The sequence below is a fragment of the Pseudomonas sp. TH43 genome (genome assembly GCF_016650635.1).
Lineage (GTDB): Bacteria > Pseudomonadota > Gammaproteobacteria > Pseudomonadales > Pseudomonadaceae > Aquipseudomonas.
Map to the genome: position 1 here is coordinate 303,176 of NZ_JAEKFI010000003.1, position 23,002 is coordinate 326,177.

A 23,002-nucleotide genomic window follows, 5' to 3' on the forward strand; every position below is an offset into this window, starting at 1 on the left:
CGCAAATGCCATAGCCTCAGGAACAACCCGGTCAACTCCCGGTCGAAGGGCCGATACCCATTGAGGAAGGTCGGAATGAAGTTATCCGATGGATTTGACGCACGCCGCTTGCGGCCCAAAGGCCAAAGCAACTGGCGTTTTCGATTCGGCGCGGCGATCGCGGCCATTCTGGCGACGTTCGGCGTGCTGCTGGCGCTGGCCGGCGCCGCCAGTCTGATCGGGCACCCACCGGCGCTCGGCGACTTGAACGCTACGCCCATGGGCTCGGCGATCATTCTGGCGGTCGGTTTGCTGTTTGTGTATTTCGGTATCGCCCTGTGGCGCCGCTGCCGCCGTCGCGCACGGCAATCGCGGGAGCTGAACATGTCCCCGCACCTGATGAAAAAACACGATTGAACAACGGCCTGGCTTTTTGCCGGGCCGTTTTGTTTCGACTTGGGTAAACTGGCCGCCCTTCGCGGAGGCTGACATGCAAGACGACGATTTTTCCCTGTTCAAAAACGAGTTGCGCGGCGTCAAGCCGATCAAGCACGATCGTGCCGACACCGGCAAACCCAAGGCTGACCGCGCACAGATTGCCAAGCTGCGCCAGTCCGCCACCGTGCGCACTGATGCCACCACCGTTGACGGTCTGTCCGATCAGTTCGTGATTGATGTCGGCCCGGAAGACGAGCTGATGTGGTCGCGCGACGGGGTGCAGGAAAGTCAGATGCGCAAGCTCAAGGTCGGCCAGATTCCGTTCGAAGGCAGTCTCGACCTGCACGGCATGAGCGTCGAAAAAGCCCGGGAAACCCTTTGGGCGTTTCTCGCCGAAGCGACCAGATTCGAAATCCGTTGCGTGCGCGTCACCCACGGCAAGGCTGTGCGCCTCGACGGCAAGCGGCCAATGATCAAAAGCCACGTCAACACCTGGCTGCGGCAGCACGCGCAGGTGCTCGGTTTCTGCTCCTGCCAGGCCAAACACGGCGGTGCCGGCGCGGTTTACGTGATGCTCAAACGCACGATGATGGAAGGTCGCGACGAATAATCCCGTTACACCGAACGTGCAGGCTCGTCGTTTCTACTCACCGCTGCCCAGCGGTTTGACGGCTGGGCTATGGCGACCTGTGATCTTTTCCCTCAACTTACGGCAGTCGGCTTTGCACCCACTGCCGGCGCTTGACGCGACAACCAGGATTCAATTATTGACGGGCGACAGCGCATCGTTTGCTGACGATGAGGGCACATAAACTGTATTGCTCTGCTCATGTTCCTCTTGGTGAGCCTTTTCGATGCGGTACGCAAGTTCTTCTTCAAGGTTGTCATAGTCGACGTTTTTGCCATCCTCGTCGCGCAGACCGCCATAGTTGAACACGACAAGATGCTTGCGAAAGCCTTTACCCTTACGCGCACTCGGCATCTTGAAAAAGATCTTCCATCGGCTGTCATTAAAGTTCGGCAAGGTGTCAGCTTTTTCGGCAATGATATGAAGTACCGTATTGAGTTGCATCTGAGCTATCCCGCTGTACGACTCGACCTCTGTGGCTTCAATCGATGTGTAAGGGACTAACCCGTCAGCATTGAAAAACCAGATGCCCTTGTCCTTGAGGATCATCAAAGTTTGCGAACCAGCATTACGATTCAGCCACGCCATGCCCAAGTACCATAACGAACACACTAGCAGCAGTGCAGCGATTCCATTGGACTCCATACGGAACCCCTGGATGGCCATCGCCAAGAATACAATTCCACCTAGTAAAGCTCTCACTGGCACGCGGCGACGCTCAGTGAACGCCATATCATTGATTGAACTTTTCATGATTTTCCTTTGGCTAATAGGTGCGAAAATCGCATCCCGGTAATGCAAAAGGCCCTTTCGGGCCGTAGTTTTCATCAGATGGGGTGATGCCATGAGCATCGGCGCCAATACATATCAGTGACACCTTTGCTGTTTATTAGAGGCACCGAGTATGGCGAGTGCCGCCATAGCAAGGATGACGTTTTTCACGATTTTACTCGATAAAATCGCTGACGTGAGAGATCTACTCTGGTGCGCTGGATGACGGTGAGAGTTTCGGGGCAGGTTATTTTCTGCCATTTAAACACCCGCCACGAAATGAGCGTCCATTTGAATTGGCGGACAAACTCTTCCAGGCCGCACCGACCGAATTAGGGATTCGCGCCCGCCGGCAATACAACTGCCGACACACATACGCTACCATGTGCCTCATGGCGGGTATGAACCCTGCGTTTATTGCCACTCAGCTCGGTCATAGCGTTCAGATGTTGCTATCGACTTACGCCCGATGGATCAATTCCAGCACCGACTGGGGTGAACTCGGTAAGCTCGAAAACAGCTTGATTGGTACAAAATTGGTACAGACAGAAACAGTACCCCTCTGAAACCCTTATGGAATCAGCCCCTGTGACACTGGAACAGAACTACACCGCGATCCTCGGCCAATTGGGCGAAGACGTCTCCCGCGAGGGCCTGCTCGACACGCCAAAGCGTGCCGCCAAAGCCATGCAGTACCTCTGCCGCGGTTATGAACAGACGCTCGAAGAGGTCACCAACGGTGCCCTGTTCAGCTCCGACAACAGCGAAATGGTGCTGGTGAAGGACATCGAGCTGTACTCGCTGTGCGAACACCACCTGCTGCCGTTCATCGGCAAGGCGCACGTCGCGTATATCCCGAGCGGCAAAGTGCTGGGCCTGTCGAAGGTCGCGCGCATCGTTGATATGTACGCTCGCCGCTTGCAGATTCAGGAAAACCTCAGCCGCCAGATCGCTGACGCGGTCCAGCAAGTCACCGGCGCGCTGGGCGTGGCCGTGGTGATCGAGGCCAAGCACATGTGCATGATGATGCGCGGTGTCGAGAAGCAGAATTCGTCGATGATCACTTCGGTGATGCTCGGTGAGTTCCGTGAAAACGCTGCCACCCGCAGCGAGTTTCTCAGCCTGATCAAGTAATACGCAGCACGAAGAAAACCGGCATTCATCGCCGGTTTTTTTTCGCCCGTGAAAAATCGGGTAAGCTGCGCGCCTTTCTTTATTTGCACCGTGAGGCTTTCAACGTGTTCGTCAAAGCGCTTCGTGTCGGCCTCGGCCAACTGGTTATTTTCGTCGACTTCATCACCCGTCCGAGCAAGAAAAAACGCCCCGCCGCTGCTCAGGCCCAAGTGGATGCGGCAGCGAAAGATCTGACGTTGTATCAGTTCAATGCCTGCCCGTTCTGTGTAAAAACCCGCCGGACCTTGCGTCGCCTGAATGTGCCGGTGGCGCTGAAGGATGCGAAGAACAACGAGCAGGATCGCCAGACGCTGTTGGAACAGGGTGGCCGGATCAAAGTGCCGTGCCTGCGGATTGAAGAGAATGGGCAGACGACCTGGATGTATGAGTCTAAGGTGATTATTGATTACCTGGATAAGCGCTTCGCTGCAGTCTGATGTTTTTGTATCGGGGCTGATGGCCCTATCGCTGGCAAGCCAGCTCCCACAGGTTTTGTGAACGACACAGATTATTGTGGGAGCTGGCTTGCCAGCGATGAGGCCCGCTAAGTCACCAAAAATCTCAGACAAACATAAACCGGCCCATGAGCCGGTTTATTTGTTTTTCAGGCCGCTTTATCTAGCTGCGCCCGCCGCACCACCGCCGCCAGTCGCTTCAGCCCTTCATCCAGACGCGCCGGATCGATGTGGCTGAAATTCAGACGTAAATGCCCATGATGTTTATCCGGCTCGGGAAAGAATGGCTCGCCCGGCATAAACGCCACGTCATTAGCCAACGCCTCGTTCAGCAGCGTCCGCGTATCCAGCGGTTGCTTCAACGTGAGCCAGAAAAAAAGCCCACCCTGTGGCATGTCCCAATCGGCCAGATCGGGAAAATGCGTTTCCAGTGCTGACTGGAAGGCATCGCGCCGCTCACGGTAGAAACCGCGCAATTCACTCAGGTGCTGCTGATATTTCTCGGTGCCGATCCATTGCAGCACCTGCCATTGGCCAATGCGATTGGTGTGCAGATCCGCCGATTGCTTGAGCTTGAGCAGGTGCGGGAACAGATCCGGGCTGGCAATCAGATAGCCGACGCGCAAACCCGGCAGCAAGGTTTTCGACACGGTGCCGGTGTAGATCCAGCTGGATTTCTTCAGGCGCCCGGCAATCGGTTTGGCGCTGCCGCCATCGAAAGTCAGTTCGCGGTAGGGTTCGTCTTCGATCAGGGTAACGCCGAACTCATCGAGCAGTGCCGCGACCGCTGCACGTTTGGCTTCGCTGTAGCGCACGGCGGACGGGTTCTGGAAGGTCGGGATCAAGTAGATGAATGCCGGACGATGCTGCTCCAGACGACTGCGCAATGCCGCCAGGTTCGGGCCGTCGGACTCTTGCGCCACGGTCAGGCAGTCGGCGCCGAACAGTTGGAATATCTGTAGCGCAGCCAGGTAAGTCGGCGCTTCGAGAAGAATTTCCGTGCCTTGATCAATGTACAGCTTGGCAGCCAGATCGAGGGTTTGTTGGGAACCGCTGACCACCAACACCTGACTCGCGTCACAAGCCAACCCAAGCGCCCTCGCCTCTGCCGCCAACACTTCCCGCAATGCCGGCTCGCCCTCGCTCATGCCGTACTGACCGAGGGACAGCGGCATGTCAGCCCAGTCGACTTTCGGCAACATGGCCTCGGCGGGCAGGCCACCGGCGAACGACATCACTTCCGGGCGCTGGGCCGCAGCGAGGATTTCACGGATCAGAGAACTTTTAAGGCGCGAGACACGTTCGGAAAAAGCCATGGAGGTCACCGGTAGCGAGGCATGGGAATAATGAGTCAAACTGGTTGACTGAAATTACGACAGCTTGAGCGAGTACGTCAACATGCTTGACCTTAAAAACCCAACCAGTCAGCAGCAGGCGATGGAAGCTTTTTTCTTCGGCTATCAGGCGTTCACCGCCAAGGCCGACGAAATGCTTGAGCGGCGGGGATTGTCGCGGGTGCATCAGCGCATCGTGTTTTTCATCGCCCGCTATCCGAATCTGAGTGTGAAGGAGTTGCTCGGGCTGCTCGGTGTGAGCAAGCAAGCGCTGAACATGCCGTTGCGCCAATTGCAGGAAATGCATCTGGTGGAAAGCGTGGCGTCGGAGGCGGACAAGCGTAAGCGGCTGCTGGAGTTGACGGCGGAAGGCGCGAAGTTTGAGCAGGCGTTGCGGCGTGAGCAGGTGAAGTTGCTGGAGCGCGTGTTTGCCGAGGCTGGGGAAGCAGCGGTGAATGGCTGGTTGGCGGTAAATCTGGCGTTGGGGAACAGTCAGACAGTTCTCGACTGATTGATCTGGCCCCATCGCTGGCAAGCCAGCTCCCACAATGGTTGGCGGTGTACTCAGATGTACAGAACCACTCAAATCCTGTGGGAGCTGGCTTGCCAGCGATGAGGCCCTCGAAGGCGATATATCGCTATCAACGGAACTTTCGTAAACAAAACCAAAAACAATATTTGCTTTATTTGTACACAAAAGCATAATCCACAGCGTGCGAGTTCCTGACCGCATGGTCAACAAATTCGCGTATGCCTCAAAGGGCCGCTGCCACCCCTCATGGGTCCGGCCCTGGAAATAACAATAAAACTCTTGAGGAGTACTCGCTGTGGAAAGCCGCAAATCCGAAGCATCGACGCTGGATCTCTCGCCGCCGTTACGCAATGGCCTGCTAGAGCGCTTGTTCAAACTCAGCTTGCATGGCACCACGGTGAAGACCGAGCTGATCGCCGGTCTGACAACCTTCATCACCATGGCTTACATCATCTTCGTCAACCCGAACATCATGGCCGATGCCGGGATCGATCACGGTGCAGCTTTCGTCGCCACCTGTATAGCCGCCGCTCTCGGCTGCCTGTTGATGGGTCTTTACGCCAACTGGCCGGTTGGCCTGGCGCCGGGCATGGGCCTCAACGCGTTCTTCACTTACACCGTGGTCGGCACCATGGGCTACAACTGGGAGACCGCGCTGGGTGCGGTGTTTGTCTCGGGTGTACTGTTCATGATTTTGACCTTCTCGCGCATTCGCGAGTGGCTGCTCAACAGCATTCCGGTCAGTCTGCGTTTTGCGATGGGCGCCGGCGTCGGTTTGTTCCTGGGTCTGATCGGCCTGAAAACCGCCGGCATTGTCGTCGACAGCCCGGCGACGCTGATCAAGCTCGGCTCCCTGCGCGAACCTGGCCCACTGCTCGCTGCCATCTGCTTCCTGATGATCGCGATCCTCAGCTACCACAAAATTTTCGGCGCGATCCTCATCAGTATCATCACCGTGACCCTGGCCGGTTGGGGCTTGGGCATCGTGCATTACGAAGGGATCATGTCGACCCCGCCAAGTCTGGCGCCCACTTTCATGGCAATGAATGTCGCCGGCGTGTTCAACGTCAGCATGATCAGCGTGGTACTGGCCTTCCTCTTTGTGCACATGTTCGACACCGCCGGCACGTTGATGGGCGTCGCTCAGCGCGCCAATCTGGTCAACGCCGACGGTCGTATCGAAAATCTGTCCCGCGCAATGAAAGCTGACAGTGCATCCAGCGTATTCGGCGCGATCGTTGGCGTGCCGCCGGTCACAAGTTATGTGGAAAGTGCTGCCGGCGTGGCCGCTGGTGGTCGGACTGGTCTTACCGCGGTGACCGTAGGTGTGCTATTTATAGCGGCAATGTTTTTCGCACCGCTGGCCGGCATGATTCCCGCTTATGCCACCGCCGGGGCACTGATCTACGTTGCGATGCTGATGATGGGCGGCATGGCCCATATCGAGTGGGATGAAGCCACCGACGCGATCCCGGCGATCGTCACCGCCATCATGATGCCGCTGACCTTCTCGGTCGCCGACGGTATCGCGCTGGGCTTCATCACCTACGTGGCGCTGAAGGCCGGTACCGGCAAGTACAAGGAAATTTCCGTGAGCCTGTGGGTGCTCTGCGCGATCTTCATCGCCAAGTTCATCTTCCTGTAAGCGCTACGCGGTTCAGGCTTCAAAACAGCCTCACCCTTGCGGGTGGGGCTTTTGTGCATTTTTCAATACAACAAAAAGGAGGAAAGTGATGAGTCTGGAAACCTGGCTGCTGTTCAGCGGCGCTGCGTTGGTGGTGATCCTTATTCCGGGGCCATTGTCATTGCTGATGATCAGCAACAGTTTGAATTACGGTCTGCGCCGTTCTTACCCGGCGTTTTTGGGTGGCGTGATTGCGTCGATCTGTTTGCTCAGTGCTTCGGCGCTCGGTCTTGGTGCGTTGCTGCTGGCGTCTGAACAGCTGTTCAGTGCGCTGAAAATCGTCGGCGCGCTGTACCTGTTCTACCTTGCCTGGCAGAGCTGGCAGCAATCGCGTCAGCCGTCAGTGGGCGCGGAGGTGCCTCAGGCTGCACCGACTCCGCGCTTCCGCACGCTGTTCGGACGCGCGTTTGTGCTGGGTGCGAGCAATCCCAAGGACATTCTGTTCTTTGCTGCGTTTCTGCCGCAGTTCCTCAGCGCGCAGCAGCCGTTTCTGCCGCAGTTGCTGATCATGATCGCGACGTGGGTGGTGCTCGATCTGTGCTGCAAGCTGGCTTACGGGCTGGGCGCGCATGGCGCGGCGCGGTATCTGCGTAGCGGTAAAGGTCAGAGTTGGTTCAACCGCATCAGTGCCGGGTTGTTCAGTGGTGCTGGCGCAGCGTCCCTGCTGAGCCGCTAACAGCAAAAGCTTCGCGAGCAGGCCCGCTCCCACATTTGGAATGCATTTCAAACGTGGGAGCGAGCCTGCTCGCGATGGCGTCAGACCGGGCACCACTTTTCTCAAGGCAAAAAAAAGCCCGCAGTGTGGGCGGGCGAAAGACCAAAGAAGCTATATGCGCAGTCGCTTCCCGGTGGGGGCAGCTGCTTGGGGTCAGCTGCCCCGGTACGTGGAATAGCTGTATGGCGAAATCAGCAATGGCACATGGTAGTGATCCTGTTCGGCAGAGATGCCGAAACGCAGCACCACCACGTCGAGGAATGCCGGTTCCGGCAACTGAACGCCACGGGCGCGGTAGTAATCGCCGGCGTGGAACTGAACCTGATAAACCCCGGTACGGTAATCATCGCCTTGCAGCAGCGGTGCATCGACCCGGCCATCGCTGTTGGTTACAGCACTGGCGACCAATTCCAGTTGCGAACCTTCAACGCGGTACAGCTCGACCTTGATCGAACTGCCCGGACAACCGTGTGCAGCGTCCAAAACGTGTGTTGTCAAACGTCCCATTGATTCTGCGCGCCTGCCTGCGTGGAAGCAGTCAGACCTCGCGCCTCCCGAAGTCAGATAAAAAGGAGACCGCACCGATTCGGAGCACGAAAAGCTGCGGCGAGCGACTGATTAAGACACTTTTCAGAAAACTTGTACACAATAAAAACGACATTTTTCACACCACCCCCGCCATTCGGGGGTTTCCTCACGATCTGCCAGCGGCATGCCTTTTCATTGAACCTCGTATCCATTAGCTGACTGGTCAGGCAGGTTTCTTGCAGGCTCACGCCATTAACAGTAAAAGATGACAGTCGGTGAAAAATGCAAAAAATCAGGCTTACAAATTGCGATTAAAGTTGTATACAATCAGCCCATCGCTGTGACGCCAGCCTGTTAACTCACCGCCAGGCCGCCACACTTATCTGTCAACGAATAAGAAGGAAGACTGCAGTGAGCGCTGACTACCCACGCGACCTGATCGGTTACGGCAGTAACCCTCCTCACCCACACTGGCCGGGTAATGCCCGCATCGCCCTGTCTTTCGTGCTCAATTACGAAGAAGGCGGCGAGCGCAACATTCTCCACGGCGACAAAGAATCGGAAGCCTTCCTCTCGGAAATGGTTGCTGCCCAGCCTCTGCAAGGCGCGCGCAACATGAGCATGGAATCGCTTTACGAGTATGGCAGCCGTGCCGGCGTCTGGCGGATCCTCAAGCTGTTCAAGGAATTCGATATTCCGCTGACCATCTTCGCCGTGGCCATGGCCGCGCAGCGCCACCCGGATGTGATCCGCGCGATGGTCGATGCCGGGCACGAAATCTGCAGCCACGGCTACCGCTGGATCGACTATCAGTACATGGACGAAGCGCAGGAACGCGAGCACATGCTCGAAGCGATCCGCATCCTCACCGAAATCACCGGCGAGCGCCCACTGGGCTGGTACACCGGCCGCACTGGCCCGAACACCCGTCGTCTGGTGATGGAAGAAGGTGGTTTCCTCTACGACTGCGACACCTACGACGACGACCTGCCCTACTGGGAGCCGAACAACCCGACCGGCAAGCCGCATCTGGTGATCCCGTATACCCTCGACACCAACGACATGCGCTTCACGCAAGTGCAGGGTTTCAACAAGGGTGACGACTTCTTCGAATACCTCAAAGACGCGTTCGACGTGCTCTACGCCGAAGGTGCCGAAGCGCCGAAAATGCTCTCGATCGGTCTGCACTGCCGTTTGATCGGCCGTCCGGGTCGCATCGCTTCGCTCAAACGCTTCATCGAATACGCTAAAAGTCATGAACAGGTTTGGTTCAGCCGCCGCGTCGACATCGCGCGTCACTGGCACGAAACCCAGCCGTACCAAGGGGCCGCCAAATGAGCCGCTTTCAAACCCTGCAACCGTCGACCCTGAGCCGCGACGCCTTCGTCAAAGCTTTCGCCGACATCTACGAACATTCGCCATGGGTGGCCGAGAAGGCCTATGACCTGGGCGTGGACGCTTCGATCGACGAGATCGAAACCCTGCACCAGCGCATGAGCGACATCCTGTTGAGCGCCGATCATGCAAGCCAGCTTGCCCTGATCAACGCTCACCCGGACCTGGCCGGCAAAGCTGCCGTCCAGGGCCAGCTTACCGAAGCCAGCACCAATGAACAGGCTGGCGCCGGTATTCACCAATGCACGGCCGAAGAGTTCCAGCGCTTCACCGAGCTGAACGACGCCTACAAAGCCAAGTTCAAGTTTCCCTTCATCATGGCGGTAAAAGGCAGCAACCGGCATCAGATCCTCGCGGCGTTCGAAACGCGCATTCACAACTCGCAAGACACCGAGTTCAAGTGCGCGCTGGCGGAGATCAACAAGATCGCCCTGTTCCGTTTACTGACCCTATAGCGAGCCTGACCCGAGTACATCAAACGCGGAGAGTACCCAGGGTCTTGCAAGCATCCCCAGCCACTTTTTTAAAGGCAGACAAGAAGAATGAAAGCTTACGCCGTACCTTTCGAAAAATTCGTCAACCTGGCCGATGCCCGTCTGGGCACCAAAATCATCTCGGTCACCGATGACTGGTTCGCAGACGCCAATCGTCTGTTTCAACCGACTCCGGCCGTCTGGAAGGAGGGCGTGTTCGATGACAACGGCAAGTGGATGGACGGCTGGGAGTCGCGCCGCAAGCGCTTCGAAGGCTTCGACAGCGCGGTGATCCGTCTGGGCGTACCGGGCTCGATCAAAGGCGTGGACATCGACACTTCATTCTTCACCGGCAACTTCCCGCCATCGGCCTCCCTGGAAGCCTGCTTCCTGGCCTCGGGCGAGCCTGATGAAAACACCCAGTGGACTGAAGTGCTGTCGGCCGTCGAGCTGCAGGGCAACAGCCACCACTACCACGAAATCAGCAACGACCAAGCGTTCAGCCACCTGCGCTTCAACATCTACCCGGACGGCGGTGTTGCCCGTCTGCGCGTGTACGGTGTGCCGCACCGTGACTGGTCGGCTGTTGGCGACAACGAGCAAGTCGATCTGGCAGCAGCCCTGAATGGTGGCCGCGCCCTCGCCTGCTCCGACGAACACTTCGGCCGCATGAGCAACATCCTCAACCCGGGCCGTGGCATCAACATGGGCGATGGCTGGGAAACGGCACGTCGTCGTACGCCGGGCAATGACTGGGTCATCGTCGCGCTGGGCCACCCGGGCGAGATCGAGAAGATCGTCGTCGACACCCTGCACTTCAAAGGCAACTACCCGGACACTTGCTCGATCCAGGGCGCATTCGTGAAAGGTGGTACTGACAGCCAGATCGAAACCCAGTCGCTGTTCTGGCGCGATCTGCTGCCAAGCCAGAAGCTGGAAATGCACGCCGAGCACACCTTCGTCGAGCAGATCAAAGCGCTGGGCCCGATCACCCACATCCGTCTGAACGTGTTCCCGGACGGTGGTGTAAGCCGCCTGCGCGTTCTCGGCAAGGTCGCTAAATAAGCAGTGAAACCATTTGCGAGCAGGCTCGCTCCCACATTTGGAATGCAATCCCCTGTGGGAGCGAGCCTGCTCGCGAAGGCGTCAGAACAGTCAACACAGAATTCGGATAAGAAGAACAGCATGCGCACACTAACGATTGAACCGCTGACCAAAGAAGCCTTCGCCCCTTTCGGTGACGTGATCGAAACCGACGGCAGCGATCACTTCATGATCAACAACGGTTCGACCATGCGCTTCCATAAACTGGCGACGGTCGAAACCGCTCAGCCTGAGGACAACGCGATCATCAGCATCTTCCGCGCCGACGCGCAGGACATGCCGCTGACCGTTTGCATGCTGGAACGCCATCCGCTGGGCAGCCAGGCTTTCATTCCGCTGCTCGGCAACCCCTTTCTGATCGTGGTCGCGCCAGTTGGCGATGAACCTGTATCAGGCTTGGTCCGCGCCTTCGTCACCAACGGCAGGCAGGGCATTAATTACCATCGCGGCGTTTGGCACCATCCGGTGCTGACGATCGAAAAGCGGGATGACTTCCTGGTGGTTGATCGCAGTGGCACAGGCAATAACTGCGATGAGCATTTTTTCAAAGAGGATGAGCGTTTGATCCTCGCCCCCCACCAATAAGAGAAGGTCTGATCACTCGACAACAAGAGTGACAGGCGAGAGGTAAAGACTGTGGAAGCACATCTGTTGGAATGGCTGAACCTGAGCGTGCGCTGGGTTCACATGATTACTGGCGTGGCCTGGATCGGCGCGTCGTTCTACTTCGTCTGGCTGGAGAACAACCTCAACCGCGTCAACCCGAAAACCGGTCTGGCCGGTGATCTGTGGGCGATCCACGGTGGCGGTATCTATCACCTGGAAAAATACAAACTGGCCCCTCCGTCGATGCCGGAGAACCTGCACTGGTTCAAATGGGAAGCCTACTTCACCTGGATGTCGGGTATTGCGCTGCTGTGCGTGGTGTTCTACTCCAATCCAACGCTCTACCTGCTGGCTCCGGGCAGCACTCTGAGCGGCCCTGAAGGCGTGGCCATCGGTATCGGCTCGCTGTTCCTCGGCTGGTTCATCTACTCCTTCCTGTGCGACTCCGCTCTGGGCAAACGCCCTGCCCTGCTCGGTTTCATTCTGTTCGTGCTGATCATCGGCGCGGCGTATGGCTTCAGCAAGGTGTTCAGCGGTCGTGGTGCGTACCTGCACGTCGGCGCGATCATCGGCACCATCATGGTCGGCAACGTGTTCCGCATCATCATGCCGGCGCAACGTGCACTGGTCGCGGCAATTGCCGAGAACCGCACACCGGACCCGGCGCTGCCAGCCAAGGGCTTGCTGCGTTCGCGTCACAACAACTACTTCACCCTGCCGGTGCTGTTCATCATGATCAGCAACCACTTCCCGAGCACCTATGGCAGCCAGTACAACTGGTTGATCCTGGCCGGGATCGCAGTGTTGGCCGTGTTGGTGCGTCATTACTTCAACACCCGTCACGACAGCCACAAGTTTGCCTGGACTCTGCCGGTGGCAGCGGTGGGCATGATCACTCTGGCGTACGTCACTGGTCCAGCGCCAATGTCGACCGCTCCGGAAGTGGCCAAGGCGCCTGCAAAAATCGAGTACCAACCGCTGCCGGAAACAGCACTGGGTGGTGGCGCGAAACCGGCTGAAGCGGCGGCACCTGCTGCACCCGCCGAAGCTCCTGCTGCAGCACCGGCGCAAGCCTCCAATGCAGGGCCAGGCTTTGACAAAGTGCATAGCGTGATTCAAGAACGCTGCGCGGTTTGCCACTCGGCCAAACCGACCAGCCCGTTGTTCAGCGCTGCACCAGCGGGTGTGATGTTCGACACCCCTGAGCAGATCCGCCAGAACGCGGCGCGCATCCAGGCGCAAGCCATCACCTCGCAGATCATGCCACTGGGCAACATCACACAGATGACCCAGCAGGAACGTGACCTGATCGGTGCATGGATCGCGCAGGGAGCCCAGACCAACTAAGCAGTAAAGCTTCGCGGGCAAGCCTTGCTCCTACCAGGATCACCTGAATCCTGTAGGAGCAAGGCTTGCCCGCGAATAGCCGCAACGCGGTTTACCTGATGCACAGAAACAGCTGTGAGCAACCCGGCAGCTGTTCAATCACAAGAATAAAAAAGATCCGAGGTGTTGCATGTCCGAGCTGTCCAAAGCGCGCATCCCCGACGCACCCGCCATTCAGCGTTTGCCCCTTTTGCAACTGATTCTGGTCGGTTTGCAACATGTTCTGCTGATGTACGGCGGTGCCATCGCGGTGCCGTTGATCATCGGACAGGCCGCTGGCCTGAGTCGTGAAGAAATTGCCTTCCTGATCAATGCTGACCTGCTGGTCGCTGGTGTCGCCACCATCGTGCAGTCCATGGGCATCGGCCCGATGGGCATTCGCATGCCGGTGATGATGGGCGCCAGTTTTGCTGCGGTCGGCAGCATGGTCGCCATGGCCGGCATGCCCGGTATCGGCCTGCAAGGGATCTTCGGCGCGACCATCGCTGCCGGATTTTTCGGCATGATCATCGCGCCGTTCATGTCCAAGGTCGTGCGCTTCTTCCCTCCTCTGGTAACCGGCACGGTCATCACCTCGATCGGTTTGTCGCTGTTCCCCGTGGCCGTGAATTGGGCTGGTGGCGGTGCTGGCGCTGCGCAATTCGGCTCACCGATTTATCTGGCCATCGCCGCACTGGTGCTGGGCACTATCCTGCTGATCCACCGCTTCATGCGCGGTTTCTGGGTGAACATTTCTGTGTTGATCGGCATGTGCTTCGGCTACGTGTTGTGCGGCGCGATCGGCATGGTCGACCTGAGCGGCATGGCCAACGCGCCATGGGTGCAGTTCGTTACTCCGCTGCACTTCGGCATGCCGAAATTCGAACTCGCACCGATCCTGTCGATGTGCCTGGTGGTGGTGATCATCTTCGTCGAGTCCACCGGCATGTTCCTCGCGCTGGGCAAGATCACCGGTCAGGAAGTCTGCCCGCGCATGCTGCGTCGCGGCTTGCTGTGTGATGCCGGCGCTTCGTTCGTCGCCGGTTTCTTCAATACCTTCACCCACTCCTCGTTCGCGCAGAACATCGGCCTGGTGCAGATGACCGGCGTGCGCTGCCGTTCGGTGACCATCGTCGCCGGCGGCTTGCTGATCGTCCTCAGCCTGCTGCCGAAAGCGGCGTTCCTGGTGGCATCGATTCCGCCAGCGGTTTTGGGCGGTGCAGCGATTGCGATGTTCGGCATGGTTGCCGCGACCGGCATCAAGATCCTCCAGGAAGCCGACATCGGTGACCGTCGCAACCAGTTGCTGGTAGCGGTAAGCATCGGCATGGGCCTGATTCCGGTAGTGCGTCCGGAGTTCTTCGCGCACCTGCCGATGTGGATGAGCCCGATTACCCACAGCGGCATCGCGATGGCGACGCTCAGCGCGCTGACGCTGAATTTGCTGTTCAACATTCTCGGCGGCAAAGAGCGCGCGGCGATCAATGACTGCCACGCACACCAGCACTAAAAACAGCAACACCGATGTACCTCTGCAGGAGCAGAGCTTGCTCGCGAGGAGGCCAGGTCAGCCACCATCAATGTTGAATGACCTACCGCTGTCGCGAGCAAGCTCTGCTCCTACAAAGGCATGCAACAGCTCTGCGCCTCAAACAATAAAAACAAGAGGGAGCAACAGATGATTCGTACACAGACAAACATGCTGTTAGGTGGTGGCCTGCTGGCCGCGAGTCAAGCCATGGCCGGCGATTTACTGCTGTGGCAGACCAACAGCCTCAGCTATCTGTACGGCAAGAATTTCGCCATCAACCCGTCGATCCAGCAGACAGTGACATTCGAGCACGCCGACAAATGGAAGTACGGCGACAACTTCCTGTTCGTCGACAAGATCTTCTACAACGGCCAGGAAGACCGCAACAAAGGCCCGCACACCTTCTACGGCGAATTCACCCCGCGTTTCTCGTTCGGCAAGATCTTCGACCAGAAGATCGAATTCGGCCCAATCAAAGACGTGTTGCTGGCGATGACCTACGAGTACGGCGAAGGCGACAGCGAGGCTTACCTGATTGGCCCCGGTTTCGACCTGAAAGTGCCAGGCTTCAACTACGTCACCCTGAACATCTTCCGCCGCCAGACCGAAGGCCCGCGCCCCGGCGATGGCGTCTGGCAGATCACCCCGGGCTGGTCCTACAGCATTCCCGTGGGCAATTCCGACCTGCTGATCGACGGTTATCTGGATTGGGTCGTCGACAACGACGAGAACTCGCGCGGCACCTACCACGCCAACCTGCACATCAATCCGCAGATCAAATACGACCTCGGCAAAGCGTTGGGCTGGAGTCAGAAGCAGCTGTATGTCGGCACCGAATACAGCTATTGGAAAAATAAATACGGCGTCGAAAGCAGCCACAACCTCGACACCAATCAGAACACCGCCAGCCTGCTGGTGAAGGTGCACTTCTAAGATGACCCGCAACCGTGCCCCATACCTGTCGTCGGTGCTCTGTTGCGGGGCACTTGAGAGCTGGCCAAGGAGTCAGTATTCTCCGCGGCCTCATGAATTCGGTCTAAAAAAAAGCCCGGATTTAATTCCTGACCGACGGGCCAACTTATCCCGGCCCCGGCCAGTACCGAGGCATCCCGAAAACACGCTCAATCGACTGTTTTTCAGCAGCCGAGAGGGCGTTTTTTTGCTTTTCGAAAGCCTTGGCTCAGCTTTTGCTAACACACAGAAGCTGACCGATCGGATGACTTTTGCAGCAACGAAAAAAGGCGCCACACCAGAGCGCCGATCTTAAAAAAATAAACGTGGAACACCTACTTTGGGAGCAACCGAATGAAACGTATGTGCACCAGCCTGATGCTCGCGGGATCGATGTTGGCCGGCGGCCAGGCCATGGCCGATGGCCTGCTGCAGTGGCAGAACAACAGCCTGACCTACCTCTACGGTAAAGACTTCAAGGTCAACCCTGCGATCCAGCAGACCGTCACCTTCGAGCACGCCGATGCATGGAAGTATGGGGACAACTTCCTGTTCGTCGACAAGATCTTCTACAACGGTGACAAGGACTTCAACAACGGCCCGAACACCTACTACGGCGAGTTCCAGCCACGCATCTCGCTGGGCAAGGTGCTCGACCAGAAGATCGAATTCGGCCCGATCAAAGACGTCCTGCTGGCGATGACTTACGAGTTCGGCGAAGGTGACACCGAGTCCTACCTGATCGGCCCGGGCTTCGACCTGGCCATCCCGGGTTTCGACTACTTCCAGTTGAACTTCTACCAGCGCCACACCGAAGGCTCGCGCCCGGGTGACAACGTCTGGCAGATCACTCCAGTGTGGTCCTACACCATTCCGGTCGGCGATTCGAACGTGCTGATCGACGGCTACATGGACTGGGTCGTCGACAACGACGTCAACAACCGTGGCGAATACCACGCCAACCTGCACTTCAACCCACAGGTCAAATACGACTTGGGCAAAGCGCTGAATTTCGGCGAGAAGCAGTTGTATGTCGGTGTCGAGTACGACTACTGGAAAGACAAGTACGGGATCGACGACACCCGTGCGTTCACCACCAATCAGAACGTGACCAGCTTCCTGGTGAAGTTCCACTTCTGATCTTAGAAGCCTCGCGAGCAGGCTCGCTCCCACATTCGACCGAGTTCCAATGTGGAAGCGAGCCTGCTCGCGAAAGCCTCAGCGCAAATCTCAGGCGGGAGCCACCGCTGCGGATATCCCGAGAAACCGGCACAGCTCTTCACGCTTGGCCAACGCATCGCGCCGCCCCAGATCGATCAACTCGCTGCAATACCCCGCCTCGAACAGCAGATAACTCAACACCCCCGCCCCGCTCGTCTTGGTCGCCCCCGGCCCGCGCAAGAACAAGCGCAACGCCGCCGGCAATTCCTGGCGATGCCGCGCCGCAATCTCATCGATCGGCTGGCTCGGCGAAATCACCAAGACCTCCACCGGCGCCACGCCCAGTGCGCGGGTTGGCGTGCCTTCGGGCATCAAATGGCTGAACTGGTTGAGACGCTGAAGCAACTCGATATCGCTCTCAAGGCTGTCAATGAACGTACTGTTGAGCATGTGCCCGCCGATCTGCGCCAGCGTCGGCTGTTGACCCGTGTAGGTGCGCTGCAGCGGCTCCTGCGGATCGAACCCTCGCGGGTTGCCGCTGACCCCGACCACCAGCACTCGACTGGCGCCCAGGTGCAACGCCGGGCTGATCGGCGCCGATTGCCGCACCGCACCGTCACCGAAATACTCCTCGCCGATCTTCACCGGCGCGAACAACAACGGTATCGCCGAGCTGGCCAACAGATGATCCACCGACAACTGCGTCGGCACACCAATGCGCCGATGCCGCAGCCACGAATCAATCGTGCCGCCGCCCTGATAGAACGTCACCGCTTGCCCCGACTCGTAACCGAACGCGGTCACCGCCACCGCATGCAATTGCTTGCGCGCGATAGACTCGGCAATACCGGGCATGTGCAGTTTTTCATTGAGCAGATCGCGCAGCGGCGAACTGTTGAGCAGCGCCACCGGCAGATGTCGACCGAGGCCGAGCAAGCTGTGGCTGACAAAGCGGCTGGCCTGTCGGATGACACCGGGCCAGTCGCTGCGCAACACGCGATGGCTGCGAAAGCCCTGCCAGAATAATGTGAGGCGTTCGATGGCGGCGCGAAAATCGGTGGCGCCACTGGCGAGGCTGACCGCATTGATCGCCCCGGCCGATGTGCCGACGATCACCGGAAACGGATTGTCCGCGCCCAACGGCAACAACTCGGCAATCGCCGCCAGCACCCCCACCTGATACGCCGCCCGCGCCCCACCGCCAGAAAGAATCAAACCTGTGACCGGTTCAGCAGGGCTCATCGCAACACTCCATGGTGCTTGTCAGGGATGGGTTCAGCGGCGTTTGGCGTACAACTTCGGCTCGCCCGGTGGACGGCTCTTGAAGCGGCGATGCGCCCACAGGTATTGCTCAGGGCAATCACGCAAGACGCCTTCGACCCACTGATTGATGCGGATGCAGTCGGCTTCCTCCGTCTCGCCCGGAAAATCTTCCAGCGGTGGATGCACGACCAGACGATAACCGCTGCCGTCGGCCAGACGCTCCTGCGTGAACGGCACCACCAACGCCTTGCCCAAACGAGCAAACTTGGTGGTCGCCGTCACCGTCGCGGCCTGAATGCCGAACAGCGGTACGAAAATGCTTTGCTTGGCGCCGTAGTCCTGATCCGGTGCGTACCAGATCGCCCGGCCCGAACGCAGCAGCTTGAGCATGCCGCGCACGTCGTCGCGCTCCACCGCCAGCGAATCGAGGTTGTGCCGCTCACGGCCCTGACGCTGGATGAAGTCGAACAACGGATTTTTGTGCTCGCGGTACATGCCGTCGATGGTGTGCTGTTGACCGAGCAACGCCGCGCCGATTTCCAGGGTGGTGAAATGCACCGCCATCAGGATCACGCCCTTGCCTTCGCGCTGGGCCTTCTGCAAATGCTCCAGGCCTTCGACGTGGGCCAGTTTCGCCAGGCGCTCACGCGACCACCACCAGCTCATCGCCATTTCAAAAAAAGCGATGCCGGTGGAGGCGAAGTTTTCCTTGAGCAGACGTTTGCGCTCGACGGCGGATTTTTCCGGGAAGCACAGCTCAAGGTTGCGTTTGGCAATGCGCCGCCGGTCGCCGGCCAGGCGATACATCATGGCGCCCAAAACTCGACCGATGGTCAGCAACGCCGGATACGGCAACTGCACGATCAGCCATAAAAGCCCCAGACCGCACCAGAGCGGCCAGAAGCGAGGCGATAAAAATGCTTTTCGAAAACGCGGGCGATCCATTAAAGCTTCCGTAAATACAGTGGCCGCGCATTCTACATCGTTCGACCCGGCTTGCGGCTCGCGGGCGTTCTCGTTATAAGTCTCGGCACTTTTAGTGACAAGCCGTTGTATGCCGACATGAGCCAAACCGAACCGTTAGACCAAGATCCCGTGTTCCAGCTGAAGGGCAGCATGCTGGCCATTACCGTGCTGGAACTGGCCCGTAACGACCTCGACAGCCTCGATCGGCAATTGGCCGCCAAAGTCGCGCAGGCGCCGAACTTCTTCAGCAACGCGCCACTGGTTCTGGCGCTGGACAAATTGCCGCCGGGCGAAGGCGCCGTCGATCTGCCAGGCCTGATGCGTGTGTGCCGCCAACACGGCCTGCGCACGCTGGCGATTCGCGCCAGCCGCATTGAAGACATTGCCGCCGCCATCGCCATCGACATCCCGGTGCTGCCACCGTCCGGTGCCCGTGAACGGCCGCTGGAAATGCCCGAAGCCGAAGTCAAAAAGAAGCCGGAAAAACCGCCTGAGCCGACCGTCAAACAGACCCGCGTCATCACCACGCCAGTACGTGGTGGCCAACAGATATATGCCCAGGGTGGCGATCTGGTCGTGGTGTCGTCGGTCAGTCCGGGGGCGGAACTTCTCGCCGATGGCAACATCCATGTATACGGCCCGATGCGCGGTCGGGCGCTGGCCGGCGTCAAAGGTGATACCAAGGCACGGATTTTCTGTCAGCAATTGAGCGCTGAACTGATCTCTATCGCCGGTCATTACAAGGTGTCCGAAGATTTGCGTCGCGATCCAATGTGGGGGTCGGGCGTACAGGTCAGCCTGTCGGGCGACGTGTTGAACATCATTCGGCTTTAACGGATACTGCCGCATTTTCCAAGCATCTCTAAAACGTAGCGAAAACGGCTCAAACGAAGTAGGAAAAAGGCCAAAAGCCGAATTCCAGCCAAGGCTGTCCGACTGCAGTAGTTTTCAAGAGATGTTTTTCAGGGGCTAAAAAGTCCTTCTTCCTTAGGGGTGAAACACCTTGGCCAAGATTCTCGTGGTTACATCCGGCAAGGGTGGTGTGGGTAAGACCACCACCAGCGCCGCTATCGGTACCGGCCTCGCTCTGCGCGGCCACAAAACAGTGATCGTCGACTTCGACGTGGGCTTGCGTAACCTTGACCTGATCATGGGTTGCGAGCGCCGCGTGGTGTATGACTTCGTCAACGTGGTCAACGGCGAAGCCAACCTGCAACAGGCACTGATCAAAGACAAGCGCCTGGAGAACCTCTACGTACTGGCCGCCAGTCAGACCCGCGACAAAGACGCGCTGACCGTCGAAGGCGTGGAAAAAGTCCTGATGGAGCTCAAGGAACAATTCGAGTTCGTCGTCTGCGACTCCCCGGCCGGCATCGAGAAAGGTGCCCACCTGGCCATGTACTTCGCTGATGAAGCGATCGTCGTGACCAACCCGGAAGTGTCCTCGGTACGAGATTCGGACCGCATGCTCGGCCTGCTGGCGAGCAAATCGCGCCGCGCCGAACGTGGCGAAGACCCAATCAAGGAACACCTGCTGATCACTCGCTACCACCCGGAGCGTGTTGAAAAAGGCGAAATGCTGGGCGTTGAAGACGTCAAGGAAATCCTCTCGGTAACCCTGCTCGGCGTAATCCCGGAATCCCAGGCGGTGCTCAAGGCATCCAACCAGGGCGTACCGGTGATTCTCGACGACCAGAGCGATGCCGGTCAGGCTTATAGCGATACCGTCGACCGCTTGCTGGGCAAAGAAAAAGCCCACCGTTTCCTCGATGTCGAGAAGAAGGGATTCTTCGAGCGCCTGTTTGGAGGTAGGTAATGAACCTTTTTGACTTCTTTCGTGCCAACAAAAAGCCAAGTACCGCCTCGGTAGCGAAAGAGCGTCTACAGATCATCGTGGCGCATGAGCGCGGCCAGCGCAGCACGCCGGATTACTTGCCAGCCTTGCAGAAGGAACTGGTCGACGTGATCCGCAAGTACGTCAATATCGGCAACGACGACGTACATGTTGCACTGGAAAGCCAGGGCAGTTGCTCGATTCTGGAACTCAACATCACCCTGCCCGATCGCTGAGTCGATCCGGCAGGAACGACGGCGGTTCAGGGTCATTCCCATGTGGGAATGGCCCTGAACCGCCGTTGGCATTTGTTACGAGGCTGTTTTAATGCCGTTGTCCAACATCCGCATCATCCATCAGGACGCCGCCGTACTGGTGGTCGACAAACCGACCCTGCTGCTCTCGGTACCCGGTCGCGCCGACGACAACAAGGACTGCCTGATTACCCGCTTGCAGGAAAACGGCTACCCGGAAGCGCGAATCGTCCACCGCCTCGATTGGGAAACCTCCGGCATCATCCTGCTCGCGCGTGATGCAGACACTCATCGCGAACTGTCACGCCAGTTTCACGACCGTGAAACAGAGAAGGCTTACACTGCCCTCGCTTGGGGACAACCGGAGCTGGACAGCGGCAGCATCGATCTGCCACTGCGCTACGATCCGCCGACCAAGCCGCGTCATGTGGTCGATCATGAATTCGGCAAACACGCGCTGACCTTCTGGCGTGTGCTGGAGCGTTGCGGCGACTGGTGCCGCGTCGAGCTGACACCGATCACCGGCCGTTCGCACCAGTTGCGCGTACACATGTTGTCCATCGGCCACCCGCTGTTGGGCGACGGACTCTACGCCCACGAGCAAGCCCTCGCTGCCTGGCCACGCCTGTGCCTGCACGCGAGCATGTTGAGCTTCACCCACCCGCAGTCCGGCGAGCGTTTGCGTTTCGAATGCCCGGCCCCGTTCTGAGGATTGCCTGACTGGCCGTCCTGTTGTTGGAAAGGATTTTGTTTCGGATGAGTTGTATCGAATCCCTGGCGACACCCCTCAAGAAAGTCCGTCACCAGTTGCTGTATCTGATCTACGGCAACCAGGACGTGTACCGCCGCGAAGCCAAATTCAGCATCCTCACGGTGCTGTCCCAGGCAAAAAACGGCAACGTCCCGGCGATCCGCATTCTTACCGACCGCCCGGAAGATTATGCCGGTTGGCCGGTCGACACCGTGCTGCTCGACGAAGCGACCCTGGTTCGCTGGCAGGGCGTGCATGGCTATCACCATCGCCGCAAGGCCTGTGCCATCGCCGCGGGCATGCAACTGGCGGAAAAGACCCTGTTCGTCGACACCGACACCTTGTTCACCAGCCACCCGAGTTGCCTCTTCGAATTCATCGAGCCGAACCGCTCGGTGATGGATCGTTTCGAATACGACTGGAAAGATGTCCACGAGCGCAGCGATTACCTGAAACTCGGCCGCGACCTGCGCGCCCATGGCGTGACGCCGGAAAACGGCTTCAAGCTCTACAACAGTGGCCTGTGCGGTATCACCGAGAGTGACTCGGCGTTGTTCGCGGAGTCGATCCGACTGATCGATGAATGGACAGTTGGCGGTTTCGAGATCCACACCATCGAACAGATCGCCCTGTCGTACGCCATGCGCGGACGTGAGGTGGTGGAAGCACGCAAACACGTCTACCACTACTTCGCAGAAAAGCGTTTTTTCCATGCGATGCAGGCGTACTTTTTCTCCCAGCATGACGAAGCCTTCAGCCAGCGTCTGGTCGAGCTGTGCAGCGATGTGCCGCGGGTCAAGCCTTTCCCTTCAGCCTGGCAGCGCCTGAAAATCAAATGGAAGCTGCGCAACCAGAGCGGGGTCATGCGCAAGGTCGGGCGCGATCTGCTCTACGGCAGCGCAGCACCGGAAGATCCGTACTACAGCGTCTGCCGGCACGAGTGGTGGGAATGCGCCTCACGGGAGATTCTGCGCTGGGACGAAAGCCGTCAGAAAAAGCTGTTGAACCAGAGCCACTGGCCAAAACAGCTGCCGCGTCCGGATAAACCGGAAGACGAAAAAGCCATCATGAACTACCTGAAGAAACGCGTCCTCACCCCCCGCTGATCCCC

The 23,002-nt window shown here is 58.4% G+C and carries 25 protein-coding genes and 2 pseudogenes; 21 read left to right on the forward strand and 6 right to left on the reverse strand.

Going from position 1 to position 23,002, the window contains the following annotated elements; genetic code table 11:
- The first annotated feature begins 75 nt into the window (after positions 1-75).
- The gene (locus tag JFT81_RS10875; protein ID WP_201227319.1) at positions 76-396 is read left to right on the forward strand and encodes a hypothetical protein; all 321 of its coding nucleotides are present in this window, start codon (positions 76-78) and stop codon (positions 394-396) included.
- Positions 397-469: 73 nt separating this feature from the next.
- Entirely contained in the window at positions 470-1,027 is a 558-nt protein-coding gene (locus JFT81_RS10880; protein WP_201227320.1) for a Smr/MutS family protein, read from the forward strand.
- Positions 1,028-1,177: 150 nt separating this feature from the next.
- Here JFT81_RS10880 and JFT81_RS10885 read toward each other — a convergent pair whose 3' ends face one another.
- Positions 1,178-1,798, reverse strand: coding sequence for a hypothetical protein (locus tag JFT81_RS10885; protein ID WP_242485601.1), 621 nt, complete (start codon positions 1,796-1,798; stop codon positions 1,178-1,180).
- Positions 1,799-2,031: 233 nt separating this feature from the next.
- Positions 2,032-2,133 (reverse strand): annotated as a pseudogene (locus JFT81_RS10890) (DNA adenine methylase); the annotation flags it as partial.
- Between the two features lie 15 nt (positions 2,134-2,148).
- On the opposite strand from JFT81_RS10890, the pseudogene JFT81_RS29445 reads away from it, so the two are divergent.
- From JFT81_RS29445 to JFT81_RS10900, 3 genes and pseudogenes are all read left to right on the forward strand, one after another.
- A pseudogene (locus tag JFT81_RS29445) lies at positions 2,149-2,382 on the forward strand (site-specific integrase); the annotation flags it as partial.
- Positions 2,383-2,404: 22 nt separating this feature from the next.
- Positions 2,405-2,950 carry a GTP cyclohydrolase I FolE gene (gene folE, locus JFT81_RS10895; protein WP_010456659.1) on the forward strand — a complete coding sequence of 182 codons (546 nt, stop codon included), beginning with the start codon at positions 2,405-2,407 and terminating at the stop codon, positions 2,948-2,950.
- 104 nt (positions 2,951-3,054) lie between these two features.
- On the forward strand, positions 3,055-3,426 hold the full coding sequence (locus JFT81_RS10900) for a glutathione S-transferase N-terminal domain-containing protein (protein ID WP_201227321.1): 372 nt from the start codon (positions 3,055-3,057) through the stop codon (positions 3,424-3,426).
- A 167-nt stretch (positions 3,427-3,593) separates the two neighbouring features.
- Here the strand turns inward: JFT81_RS10900 and JFT81_RS10905 are convergent, their stop codons facing one another.
- Positions 3,594-4,760 (reverse strand): PLP-dependent aminotransferase family protein, encoded by a 1,167-nt coding sequence (locus JFT81_RS10905; RefSeq protein ID WP_201227322.1) that lies wholly within the window; start codon positions 4,758-4,760, stop codon positions 3,594-3,596.
- An 82-nt stretch (positions 4,761-4,842) separates the two neighbouring features.
- Between JFT81_RS10905 and JFT81_RS10910 the strand changes: the two genes are divergently transcribed.
- The 3 genes from JFT81_RS10910 to JFT81_RS10920 all read left to right on the forward strand — a co-directional run bounded on the left by JFT81_RS10910 (position 4,843) and on the right by JFT81_RS10920 (position 7,670).
- Positions 4,843-5,289 carry a MarR family transcriptional regulator gene (locus tag JFT81_RS10910; protein WP_201227323.1) on the forward strand — a complete coding sequence of 149 codons (447 nt, stop codon included), beginning with the start codon at positions 4,843-4,845 and terminating at the stop codon, positions 5,287-5,289.
- A 316-nt stretch (positions 5,290-5,605) separates the two neighbouring features.
- Positions 5,606-6,955 (forward strand): NCS2 family permease, encoded by a 1,350-nt coding sequence (locus JFT81_RS10915; RefSeq protein ID WP_201147283.1) that lies wholly within the window; start codon positions 5,606-5,608, stop codon positions 6,953-6,955.
- 88 nt (positions 6,956-7,043) lie between these two features.
- Positions 7,044-7,670 carry a LysE family translocator gene (locus JFT81_RS10920; RefSeq protein ID WP_008080903.1) on the forward strand — a complete coding sequence of 209 codons (627 nt, stop codon included), beginning with the start codon at positions 7,044-7,046 and terminating at the stop codon, positions 7,668-7,670.
- Positions 7,671-7,862: 192 nt separating this feature from the next.
- Here JFT81_RS10920 and uraH read toward each other — a convergent pair whose 3' ends face one another.
- Positions 7,863-8,216 carry a hydroxyisourate hydrolase gene (gene uraH, locus JFT81_RS10925; RefSeq protein WP_008080901.1) on the reverse strand — a complete coding sequence of 118 codons (354 nt, stop codon included), beginning with the start codon at positions 8,214-8,216 and terminating at the stop codon, positions 7,863-7,865.
- A gap of 432 nt (positions 8,217-8,648) precedes the next feature.
- Here uraH and puuE point away from each other — a divergent pair, with 432 nt between their 5' ends.
- The 8 genes from puuE to JFT81_RS10965 all read left to right on the forward strand — a co-directional run bounded on the left by puuE (position 8,649) and on the right by JFT81_RS10965 (position 16,802).
- A complete protein-coding gene (gene puuE, locus JFT81_RS10930; protein WP_034151757.1) occupies positions 8,649-9,575 on the forward strand; it encodes an allantoinase PuuE in 927 nt (308 codons plus the stop codon).
- On the forward strand, positions 9,572-10,087 hold the full coding sequence (gene uraD, locus JFT81_RS10935; RefSeq protein WP_008080897.1) for a 2-oxo-4-hydroxy-4-carboxy-5-ureidoimidazoline decarboxylase: 516 nt from the start codon (positions 9,572-9,574) through the stop codon (positions 10,085-10,087). The genes puuE and uraD overlap by 4 nt, the downstream gene beginning before the upstream one ends.
- 87 nt (positions 10,088-10,174) lie before the next feature.
- Positions 10,175-11,170 carry an allantoicase gene (alc, locus tag JFT81_RS10940; protein WP_008080896.1) on the forward strand — a complete coding sequence of 332 codons (996 nt, stop codon included), beginning with the start codon at positions 10,175-10,177 and terminating at the stop codon, positions 11,168-11,170.
- A 120-nt stretch (positions 11,171-11,290) separates the two neighbouring features.
- Complete coding sequence (locus JFT81_RS10945) at positions 11,291-11,794, forward strand: ureidoglycolate lyase (RefSeq protein ID WP_024012211.1); 504 nt, start codon at positions 11,291-11,293, stop codon at positions 11,792-11,794.
- Positions 11,795-11,845: 51 nt separating this feature from the next.
- Positions 11,846-13,162 carry a urate hydroxylase PuuD gene (locus JFT81_RS10950; protein ID WP_201227324.1) on the forward strand — a complete coding sequence of 439 codons (1,317 nt, stop codon included), beginning with the start codon at positions 11,846-11,848 and terminating at the stop codon, positions 13,160-13,162.
- Between the two features lie 169 nt (positions 13,163-13,331).
- A complete protein-coding gene (locus tag JFT81_RS10955) occupies positions 13,332-14,690 on the forward strand; it encodes a nucleobase:cation symporter-2 family protein (protein ID WP_201227325.1) in 1,359 nt (452 codons plus the stop codon).
- A gap of 168 nt (positions 14,691-14,858) precedes the next feature.
- Complete coding sequence (locus JFT81_RS10960; RefSeq protein ID WP_201227326.1) at positions 14,859-15,644, forward strand: outer membrane protein OmpK; 786 nt, start codon at positions 14,859-14,861, stop codon at positions 15,642-15,644.
- A 372-nt stretch (positions 15,645-16,016) separates the two neighbouring features.
- Complete coding sequence (locus tag JFT81_RS10965) at positions 16,017-16,802, forward strand: outer membrane protein OmpK (protein WP_129391263.1); 786 nt, start codon at positions 16,017-16,019, stop codon at positions 16,800-16,802.
- A 90-nt stretch (positions 16,803-16,892) separates the two neighbouring features.
- On the opposite strand, the gene JFT81_RS10970 is transcribed toward JFT81_RS10965, so the two are convergent.
- Both JFT81_RS10970 and JFT81_RS10975 read right to left on the reverse strand, forming a co-directional pair.
- The gene (locus JFT81_RS10970; protein WP_201227327.1) at positions 16,893-18,065 is read right to left on the reverse strand and encodes a patatin-like phospholipase family protein; all 1,173 of its coding nucleotides are present in this window, start codon (positions 18,063-18,065) and stop codon (positions 16,893-16,895) included.
- A gap of 33 nt (positions 18,066-18,098) precedes the next feature.
- Entirely contained in the window at positions 18,099-19,031 is a 933-nt protein-coding gene (locus JFT81_RS10975; RefSeq protein WP_201227328.1) for a lipid A biosynthesis lauroyl acyltransferase, read from the reverse strand.
- 117 nt (positions 19,032-19,148) lie between these two features.
- On the opposite strand from JFT81_RS10975, the gene minC reads away from it, so the two are divergent.
- The 5 genes from minC to JFT81_RS11000 all read left to right on the forward strand — a co-directional run bounded on the left by minC (position 19,149) and on the right by JFT81_RS11000 (position 22,997).
- Entirely contained in the window at positions 19,149-19,886 is a 738-nt protein-coding gene (minC, locus tag JFT81_RS10980; RefSeq protein WP_201227329.1) for a septum site-determining protein MinC, read from the forward strand.
- A 169-nt stretch (positions 19,887-20,055) separates the two neighbouring features.
- Positions 20,056-20,868 carry a septum site-determining protein MinD gene (gene minD, locus JFT81_RS10985; protein WP_007913953.1) on the forward strand — a complete coding sequence of 271 codons (813 nt, stop codon included), beginning with the start codon at positions 20,056-20,058 and terminating at the stop codon, positions 20,866-20,868.
- Positions 20,868-21,122 (forward strand): cell division topological specificity factor MinE, encoded by a 255-nt coding sequence (gene minE / locus JFT81_RS10990; RefSeq protein ID WP_003223146.1) that lies wholly within the window; start codon positions 20,868-20,870, stop codon positions 21,120-21,122. The genes minD and minE overlap by 1 nt, the downstream gene beginning before the upstream one ends.
- 91 nt (positions 21,123-21,213) lie before the next feature.
- Positions 21,214-21,849, forward strand: a complete 636-nt coding sequence (locus JFT81_RS10995; protein ID WP_008080882.1) for an RluA family pseudouridine synthase — start codon at positions 21,214-21,216, stop codon at positions 21,847-21,849.
- A 47-nt stretch (positions 21,850-21,896) separates the two neighbouring features.
- Entirely contained in the window at positions 21,897-22,997 is a 1,101-nt protein-coding gene (locus JFT81_RS11000; RefSeq protein ID WP_201227330.1) for a hypothetical protein, read from the forward strand.
- The last annotated feature ends 5 nt before the right edge of the window (positions 22,998-23,002 follow it).